The 8932-nt window shown below is 73.2% G+C and carries 7 protein-coding genes; 2 read left to right on the forward strand and 5 right to left on the reverse strand.

Annotated features, from left to right (window positions below; genetic code table 11):
- Positions 1-50: 50 nt before the first annotated feature.
- Positions 51-1145, reverse strand: a complete 1095-nt coding sequence (locus DVA66_RS13425) for an ABC transporter substrate-binding protein (protein WP_114560543.1) — start codon at positions 1143-1145, stop codon at positions 51-53.
- A gap of 315 nt (positions 1146-1460) precedes the next feature.
- Between DVA66_RS13425 and DVA66_RS13430 the strand changes: the two genes are divergently transcribed.
- Positions 1461-1916 (forward strand): globin, encoded by a 456-nt coding sequence (locus tag DVA66_RS13430; protein ID WP_114560544.1) that lies wholly within the window; start codon positions 1461-1463, stop codon positions 1914-1916.
- A 52-nt stretch (positions 1917-1968) separates the two neighbouring features.
- Positions 1969-3768: a glycoside hydrolase family 13 protein gene (locus DVA66_RS13435; protein WP_114560545.1), complete on the forward strand. Its 1800-nt coding sequence runs from the start codon at positions 1969-1971 to the stop codon at positions 3766-3768.
- An 11-nt stretch (positions 3769-3779) separates the two neighbouring features.
- On the opposite strand, the gene DVA66_RS13440 is transcribed toward DVA66_RS13435, so the two are convergent.
- The 4 genes from DVA66_RS13440 to DVA66_RS13455 form a co-directional block, all read right to left on the reverse strand.
- Positions 3780-4628, reverse strand: a complete 849-nt coding sequence (locus tag DVA66_RS13440; protein WP_114560546.1) for an acyl-CoA thioesterase — start codon at positions 4626-4628, stop codon at positions 3780-3782.
- 8 nt (positions 4629-4636) lie between these two features.
- Positions 4637-6445, reverse strand: a complete 1809-nt coding sequence (locus DVA66_RS13445) for an AMP-dependent synthetase/ligase (RefSeq protein WP_114560547.1) — start codon at positions 6443-6445, stop codon at positions 4637-4639.
- 124 nt (positions 6446-6569) lie between these two features.
- Positions 6570-7790 (reverse strand): acetyl-CoA C-acetyltransferase, encoded by a 1221-nt coding sequence (locus DVA66_RS13450; protein WP_114560548.1) that lies wholly within the window; start codon positions 7788-7790, stop codon positions 6570-6572.
- Positions 7791-7828: 38 nt separating this feature from the next.
- Positions 7829-8932 (reverse strand): efflux RND transporter permease subunit (locus DVA66_RS13455; RefSeq protein WP_157973993.1); only part of this gene is annotated, 1104 nt, incomplete at its 5' end.

Consider the following 8932-nt stretch of genomic DNA (forward strand, 5'->3'; position numbering starts at 1 on the left):
GGGGCCGGCGACCGCGGCGCGGTCGGCGGTGGCGAGGGTGGCGACGTCGGTCATCGGTCGGCTCCGTCCGTGGCGAGGGCGTCGGCGGCGACGGCGTCGAAGCGCCGGTCGAACAGCAGTCCGGCGTCGAAGGTCTCCTGCCCGGTGAACTCGGCGAGCAGGTCGACCGTCTCCTGGGTGCGGGCGACGGCGTCGGTCCAGTCGGCGGGGATGTCGAAGGTGCCGGCGGCGTCGACGAGGTACTCCCCGTCGGCGGGTGAGAGCCGCTGGTCGGCGACGTAGTACCCCTCGATCCACTCCTGCGGGTGGTCCTGGATCCACTGCTGGGCCCGGGCCCAGACCCGGACGTACTCGGCCACCGCCGCCGCCTTGGCCTGGTCCTGCAGGACGCTCGCGGGGGCGTAGAGGTGAGCGGCGTCGTCGCGCAGGCCGTGGGCGATGGCCGTGGCTCCGTCAGCCTCGTACTGCTCGAGGTAGCGCTTGACCGCGGTGCCGCCGACCGGGGCGACGTCGACCTGCCGGGAGGCGAGCGCGTTGGGGTAGACGTCACCGGTGCTGGGGATCTCGACCAGGGTGACGTCGCTGCGTCCCAGCCCGGCCTTCGCGAGCACCCGGATCACCAGCGCTCCCTGGGCCTGGGACGGGGAGTAGGCGATCCTCTTGCCCCGCAGGTCGGCCAGCGTGGACACCCCGGCACCCGGGGCCAGGGCCAGCTGGTAGATCGGGTGGGCCAGCGGGTCGGCGCGGTACTTCGAGGCCACGAACTTGGTGGCCAGGTCGGTCCAGTGGGCGTTGATACCCGGGATCTCGGCGACCGACCCGAGGTCGAGCGCCCCGGCCCGGAACGCCTCGCTGGTCTGCGGGCCGCCGGAGAGGTTGGCCCAGGTGAGCGGGAAGGACAGCGTCTCGGCCAGCCCGGACAGCTCGAGCGCCTTCTGGGTGGTCGGGTCGCCGACGGTCAGCGTGGTGCCGGGCGGCACCTCGTCGGGGAGCGGCCAGGTCGGGTCGGCGAGCGCGTCGGCCGAGGTCGTCAGCGGAGCGCTGGTGTCGACGGCGCAGGCGGTGAGGGAGGTGAGCGCGGTGGCGCCGGAGGCGACCGCGAACGATCTGATCAGGGCACGGCGGGACAGGGCAGGAGCGGGCATGGCAGAGCTTCCTCGGGAGGGCAGCGGGATGGTGCGGGGAGGTGGTCGAGGACGTCTCCGGGCGTGCGGGGACGTCAGACGCACGCCGTCAGGAGGCGTGGTGGACCAGGGGGGGTGCGGCTGGGGCGGACCGGGGAGGTCAGCGACAACAGGCGCTGGGCATCCGACACAGATCGATGTGCAGACGGACGCACAGCAGTCGGGGAGCCATGACAGAAGCCTCACACATTGCCTAGTGCAAAACTAGGCTTTGTCCACATGCTGGTCTCGCCGTCTCGGTGACGGTGCTGGCGTCGGCAGGCAGAATGGACGCCGATGACTGAGACCAGCTACTACGACGCCGTCGGCGGCCACGAGACGTTCGCCCAGCTCACCCGCGTGTTCTACGAGCAGGTCGCGCAGGACCCCGAGATGCGGGCGATGTACCCCGAGGAGGACCTGGGCCCGGCCGAGGAGCGGCTGCGGATGTTCCTCGAGCAGTACTGGGGCGGCCCGACCACCTACCACGAGCAGCGCGGGCACCCGCGGCTGCGGATGCGGCACGGCCCGTTCAAGGTGACCCCGACGATGCGCGACCACTGGGTGGCGCACATGCGGGTGGCGTTGGACTCGCTGCAGCTCTCCCCCGAGCTGGAGCAGCCGCTGTGGGAGTACCTGCAACGGGCGGCCTCGTTCATGGTCAACACCGAGGACCCGCGCCCGCCGACGCCCGCGCAGGTGCTGCCGCTGAGCGCGGTGGAGCGGCCGGGTCCGGACGTCCCCCTCGTCTGAGGCACCCGGCGGGCGGTGACGCGGAGGACGGCCTCTGCCAGACTCGCGTGACATGACAGTCGACGACCCGACGACCGGCCCGCTGCCCGACGACACCGACGCCGTCGGCGGCACCGACGCCCCCGGCGCCGGCGAGCAGACCGCGACCCGACCGGCTCCGGCCATCACCGACGACCCGCTGTGGTGGCGCAGCGCGGTGGTCTACCAGATCTACCCCCGCTCCTTCGCCGACAGCGGCGACGACGGGACCGGTGACGTCCGCGGGATGATCGAGCGGCTGCCGCACCTGGCCTCGCTCGGTGTGGACGCGGTGTGGATCTCGCCCTGGTACCCCTCGCCGCTGGCCGACGGCGGCTACGACGTCGCCGACTACACCGGCATCCACCCCGACTTCGGCACCCTGGCCGACGCCGACGAGTTCGTCGCGGCCGCGCACGCCCTCGGCATCCGGGTGCTCATCGACCTGGTCCCCAACCACTGCTCCGACCAGCACCCGTTGTTCCAGGCCGCCCTGGCCGCCGGCCCGGGCAGCCCCGAGCGCGACCTGTTCGTCTTCCGCGACGGCCGCGGACCCGACGGCTCGGAGCCGCCGACGAACTGGCCGGCCGTGTTCGGCGGCAGCGCCTGGGAGCGGGTCACCGAACCCGACGGCACCCCCGGCCAGTGGTACCTGCACTTGTTCGCCCCCGAGCAGCCGGACTGGAACTGGGAGCACCCCGAGGTGTTCCGGTTCTTCGAGTCGGTGCTGCGGTTCTGGTTCGACCGCGGGATCGACGGCTTCCGGATCGACGTGGCCGACTCGATGAAGGTCGACCAGGAGTTCCCCGACCTGCCCATCGACCCGGGCACCGGGCTGGCCACCCTGGAGAAGTTCCCGGGCGGACCCGTCTTCGACCGTCCCGACCTCGACGAGATCCACCGGCACTGGCGGGCGGTGGCCGACGAGTACGCCGCCGCCGGCAAGGGCACCAAGGTGTTCGTCTCCGAGGCCTACCTCACCCCGGCCGAGCGGCTGGTGCGCTACGTGCGTCCCGGTCAGCTGCAGACGACGTTCAACTTCGACGCCCTGCTGTGCGAGTGGACCGCGGAGTCGCAGCGCCACGTCATCGACCTCACGGTGGCCGCGCACGAGGCGGTGGGTGCTCCGCCCACCTGGGTGCTGTCCAACCACGATGTGACCCGGGTGGCGACCCGCTACGGCAAGCCCCGCACCGGGTGCCGCTTCACCGCCGAGGGCATGCACCCCGACGACCTGCGGCTCGGCCCGGCCGACCTGGTCGACCTGCCCACCGACATCGAGCTGGGACGCCGCCGCGCCCGCGCCGCGGCGCTGCTCGAGCTGGCGCTGCCGGGCGGGGCCTACGTCTACCAGGGCGACGAGCTCGGCCTGCCGGAGGTGGAGGACCTGCCCGAGGAGGTGCTGCAGGACCCGACCTGGCTGCGCTCGGGCCACACCGTCCGGGGGCGTGACGGCTGCCGGGTGCCGATCCCCTGGTCGGGTGGGCGTCCGCCGTACGGCTTCGGCACCGGGACGCCCTGGCTCCCCCAGCCCACCGACTGGGCGCCGCTGACCGTCGAGGCCCAGGACGGCGTCCCCGGCAGCCACCTGGAGCTCTACCGGGCCGCGCTGCAGATCCGCCACCAGCACCCGGCCCTGGGCGACGGCACCCTGCAGTGGCGCGACAGCGGCCCCGAGGTGCTGCACTTCTCCCGCGGGCAGGGTTTCGAGTGCCTGGTGAACTTCGGCCCCGAGCCGGTCGAGCTGCCCGCCGGCGCGGAGGTGCTGGTCGCCTCCGGCGACGTCACCGGCGGTGTCCTCACCCAGGACGTCGCCGTCTGGCTCTCCGTCTGACCGCTCCGCCGTCAGACGTGCTCGAGGGCGCTGCGGACGGCGTCCGGCAGCGGTACCGGACGGCCCCGCTCGTCGGCGCAGACGGCGACCGTGCGCACCTCGGCGAAGAGGGTGCCGTCCTGCGGGTCGCGCACCAGGGTGCGCAGCGTCATCGACGTCCGGCCGAGCGCGGCCACCGCCACCGAGGCCTCGTAGGGCTCCGACCGGTAGCCGAGCTGGGCGCGGTGGTCGACGTCCTGGCGCACCACCAGCCACTGCCCGACCCCGTCCGGCGTCCCGGCCAGCACCTGCTGCAGCAGCCGGATCCGGGCCTCCTGGGCGTAGTCGAAGAACCGGACGTTGTTGACGTGGCCGTAGGAGTCCAGGTCGGACCAGCGCACCCGCAGCGGCACCGCCAGTCCGGGCCGGTCGGTGCCCGCCAGCTCCGGCCACGGCTCGGCCGGCACCTCACGAGCGCGGAAGAACCCCCGCTGCTCCGGTGTCAGCCGCAGCACCCGGCCGCCGGCCAGGTCGTAGGGCGCGAGCAGGGTGCGGGCCCGCGCCACCGGGGCGTCGGGCGGGCCGAGCTCGTAGCCGAGGGTGAACCGGGCCCCGCCGACGGCGTGCAGGTCCATCCGGATCTCGAGCTCCTGGGTGCTCCAGGTCAGCGGGCGCAGCAGCTCCACCTGGGTGCGCACCACCAGCACCCCGTGCGAGGCGGGTGCGGTCCCGTCGGCCCGGCCGAGCATCCCGGCCACCTCCGAGCGGGTGAGGAAGTCGACCCGGGCCTCCTGCAGGTAGTCCACGAAGGCCCCGTTGTTGACGTGGGCCTGCGCGTCCATGTCGCCCCAGCGCAGGGGGCAGCGGTAGACGTGGAGCACCGCGGCGGTCAGTCCTCGTCGTCGTAGAGGCCGGCGAGCAGGTCGGCGTGCTTCTCCGCGATGGCGGCCCGTCGGATCTTCATGCTCGGGGTCACCTCGCCCTCGTCGATGCTCAGCTCGGCGGGCAGCACCGCGAAGCGCTTGACGGTCTCGTGCCGCTCCAGCGTGGCGTTGGCCTTGTCGACGTGGGACTGCAGCAGCTCACGCACCTGCGGGGAGTTGATCATCGCGGTGTAGTCGTCGGTGGGCACCCCATGGCTCTTCGCCCAGGCGGTGATCGAGTCCGGGTCGAGGGCGATCAGGGCGACGATGTACTTGCGCCCCTCGCCGCTGACCACGACCTGGCTGGCGTACGGGCTGGCGGCCACCAGGGCGCCCTCCACCTTCTGCGGCGCCACGTACTTGCCGCCGGAGGTCTTGATGAGGTCCTTCTTGCGGTCGGTGATCTTGAGGTAGCCGTCGGCGTCGAGCTCGCCGATGTCGCCGGTGTGGAGCCAGCCGTCGACGAAGCTGTCCGACTCCAGCTCGTCCATGCCCTGGTAGCCGCTGGCCACGCCCGGGCCCTTGATCAGCACCTCGCCGTCGTCGGCGATCTTGATGGTGGTGCCGGGCAGGGCCGGTCCCACGGTGCCGAGCCGGGGCGTCCGGGGGTCGTTGACGGCGCTGACCGCGCTGGTCTCGGTGAGCCCGTAGCCCTCGATGACCAGCAGGCCGGCGGAGTAGAACCAGCTCTGCACCTGGGCGTTGAGCTTGTTCGAGCCCGACACCATGAAGCGGATCCGCCCGCCCAGCCGGGCCTTGAGCTTGCTGAACACCAGGCGGTCGGCGATGGCGTACTGCAGCTTGAGCAGACCGGTCAGCGGCTCACCGCGCAGCCGGGGCGCGGCCGAGCGCTTGCCCACGCTGAACGCCCAGCGGGCGATCTGGGCGCGCGGGCCGCTGGCGGCGCCGGTCATCACCCGGGCCCGCACCTTCTCGAAGATCCGCGGCGCGCCGGCCATGAAGGTGGGCTTCACCTCGCCGAGACCGTCGACGATCCGGTCGATCCGTCCGTCCACCGCGGTGGCGAAGCCCACCTCGAGCTGGATGGCGATCAGCGCCTTGCCGAAGACGTGGCTCAGCGGCAGCCAGAGGAACTGCAGGTCGTCGGGGCGGAGCAGGTCGATCGCCACCACCCCGCGGCCGATGTAGGCCCAGGAGTCGTGGGTGATCCGCACGCCCTTGGGCTGCCCGGTGGTGCCGGAGGTGTAGATCAGGGTGGCCAGCTGCTCCGGACGCGTCCCGGCGACGGCCTCCTCGACGACGTCGGGCTGCTCGGCCAGCAGCTCGCGGCCGCGGCGGCGCAGCTCCTCCCAGCCCAGCACGCGCTCGGAGTCGCTGGTGCCCTCGATGAGCACGATGGTGGTGGACTCGTCCACGTGGTCGAGCACCTTGGCCAGCTGCTCGTCGTCCTCCACCACGAGGATCCGCGACTCGGAGTCGGACAGGATGTAGTCGACCACCGGCGCGGTGCTGGTCGGGTAGATGGTCGTGGTCGCACCGCCGGCGCACATCACCGCGAGGTCGGCCAGGATCCACTCGATCCGGGTGCTGCTGGCGATGGCGACCCGCTGCTCGCGCTGCAGACCCAGGCTGAGCAGCCCCGCCGCCAGCTCGAACACGATGTCACGGGTCTCCGCCCAGGTCAGCGAGACCCACCGGTCGTCGGCGTCGCGGTGGCGGAACGCCTCGCGGTTGCGGCCGAGGGCGACCTGCGCGGTGAACATCGCCCCGACCGAGGGCGACCGGTCGCTGACGTCCACGTCCTGAGAGCTCATCTACCATCCCCGTCTCGTGGACGGCGCCCTCACGCGCCGTCGCGGTGTCTCACCGCACCAGCCTAGTGCCGCGACGCCCGTTCGTCCCGGTGGCGCGAGCAGAGCAGCCGCGGGATCGCCGGGGTCAGAGCCGCTGGACGAGCAGTGCCATCCCCTGGCCGCCGCCCACGCACAGCGTCTCCAGCCCGATCTCGGCGTCCCGCTCGACCATCGCGTTGAGCAGGGTGGTGAGCATCCGGACGCCGGTCGCACCGAAGGGGTGCCCGAGCGCGATCGCCCCGCCGTGCACGTTGAGCCGGTCGGAGTCGAGGCCGAGCTCGCGGGCGCAGGCGAGCACCTGGGCGGCGAAGGCCTCGTTCAGCTCGACCAGGTCGACGTCGCCGATCGTCATCCCGGCCCGGTCGAGCACCCGCCGGGTGGCCTCGACCGGCCCCATCCCCATCACCTCCGGGCTGAGCGCGCTGGTGGCGGTGGCGACCACCCGCGCCAGCGGGGTCAGCCCGAGCTCGCGGGCCCGCTCGTCGCTGAGCACCACGACCGCCGCGGCGCCGTCGTTGAGCGGGCAGCAGTTCGCCGCGGTGACGGTGCCACCGGCCCGGAACACCGGCTCCAGCGCGGCCACCTTCTCCAGCGTCACCCCGGCCCGCGGCCCGTCGTCGGCGTCGACCACCCGGCCGTCGGGCAGGGTGACCGGCACGATCTCCCGGGCGAAGACGCCCGCGGCGACCGCGGCCTGCGCGCGGTGCTGGGAGGTGACGGCGTAGGCGTCCTGGTCGGCCCGGCTGACGTCCCAGGCGGTCGCCACGTTCTCCGCGGTCTGGCCCATCGCGACGTAGACGTCGGGCAGCTCGCCGTCCAGCCGCGGGTCGCTCCACCGCCGGTTCGTCGCCGCGGTCTCCGCCGACCGGCGACCGGCCGCCGCGAACGCCGGGTGGTGGGTGTCCTCGGGGTCCAGGCCGGCGCCGGCGAACCCGCGGTAGCGCGAGACGCACTCCACCCCGGCCGAGACGAAGGCGTGCCCCTCCCCCGACCGGATCGCGTGGAAGGCCATCCGGGTGGTCTGCACGCTGGAGGCGCAGAACCGGTTGACCGTGGCGGCCGGCACCCCGTCCAGGCCCAGCAGGACGGCCACCCGGCGGGCGAGGTTGCCGCCGTGCTCGTCCCGGGGGTCGGCGCAGCCGACGTAGAGGTCGTCCAGCGTCCGCGGGTCGAGCCCGGGCACCCGGGCCAGCACGTCGGCGACCACCCCGGCCACCAGGTCGTCGGGGCGCACCGAGGTCAGCGATCCCTTGGACGCCCGTCCGATCGGCGTCCGCCCCGCCGCCACGACCACCGCCTCCGCCATGTCCGCACCCTAGCCGTGGTGCCGGCGGGACGCCCGGCTCAGGCGAGCATCTCCTCCAGCTTGCCGTCCTCGGTGCCGTCGTCCTCGCGACGACGTCCGCGCGGCCGGCTGCCCCGCTCGCGCAGCCGCTCGACCAGCCGGTAGAGCACCGGCACGAGCACCAGGGTGAGCACGGTGGAGGAGATCAGGCCACCGATCACCACGATCGCCAGCGGCCTGGAGATGAACACCCCGCCGCCGGTCAGACCGAGGCTCATCGGCACCAGCGCCATGATCGTGGCGAGCGCGGTCATGATGATCGGGCGCAGCCGTAGCCGGGCGCCGTGCACCACCGCGTCGTCGATCGAGGCGCCCTGGGCGCGGTAGTGGTTGACCAGGTCGATCAGCACGATCGCGTTGGTCACCACGATCCCGATGAGCATCAGCAGCCCGATCATCGACGGGATGCCCAGCGCGGTGTCGGTGATCAGCGACAGCCCGATCGCCCCGGTGGCGGCGAAGGGCACCGACACCAGCAGGATCAACGGCTGCAGCAGCGAGCGGAAGGTCGCCACCATCACCACGTAGACGATGGCGATCGCCACCCCCATCGCCAGGAACAGCTGACCGAACGCCTCGTCCTGCTCCGCCGACACGCCACCGATCTCGGCGCGGACGCCGTCGGGCAGGTCGAGCCCGTCGATGGCCTGGGTGACGGCCAGGGTGGTGGCGCCGAGGTCGTCCCCGGAGTTGGTCGCGGTCACCGTGACGGTGCGGGCGCCGTCCACCCGGGTGATGGTGGCCGGGGCCCTGACCTCCTCCACGGTGGCGACCTCGCGCAGCTGGACCGGCTCGGCCCGCAGGTCGGTGATGCCCTCGGTGCGCTCCTGCAGCTCCTCGGCCTCCTGCTGCTGGGCCTGGGAGTCGGCGCGCTGGTCGGCGAGCTCGACGGTCTGCTCGTCCAGGGCGACGATCTGCTCCTCCAGCTGGTCGATGGACTCCTCCAGCTGCTCGACGGCCGCCGCCTGCTGCTCCGCCGCCGCGGCGGCCTGCGCGGCCGCGGCCTCCTCCGCGGCGCGCTGCTGCTGCTCGACCGCGCGCTGCTGGTCCTCCGCCGCCTGCTCGGCGGCCTCCTGCAGCGACTCCGCCACGTCCTCGGCCGC

The sequence above is a fragment of the Desertihabitans aurantiacus genome (assembly GCF_003344635.1).
Taxonomy (GTDB): domain Bacteria; phylum Actinomycetota; class Actinomycetes; order Propionibacteriales; family Propionibacteriaceae; genus Desertihabitans; species Desertihabitans aurantiacus.

Excerpts from the sequence above, each read along its gene's own strand:
- DVA66_RS13425 (WP_114560543.1), bottom strand. The coding sequence starts at position 1,145 with ATGCCCGCTCCTGCCCTGTCCCGCCGTGCCCTGATCAGATCGTTCGCG.
- DVA66_RS13430 (WP_114560544.1), top strand. The coding sequence starts at position 1,461 with ATGACTGAGACCAGCTACTACGACGCCGTCGGCGGCCACGAGACGTTC.
- DVA66_RS13435 (WP_114560545.1), top strand. The coding sequence starts at position 1,969 with ATGACAGTCGACGACCCGACGACCGGCCCGCTGCCCGACGACACCGAC.
- DVA66_RS13445 (WP_114560547.1), bottom strand. The coding sequence starts at position 6,445 with ATGAGCTCTCAGGACGTGGACGTCAGCGACCGGTCGCCCTCGGTCGGG.
- DVA66_RS13450 (WP_114560548.1), bottom strand. The coding sequence starts at position 7,790 with ATGGCGGAGGCGGTGGTCGTGGCGGCGGGGCGGACGCCGATCGGACGG.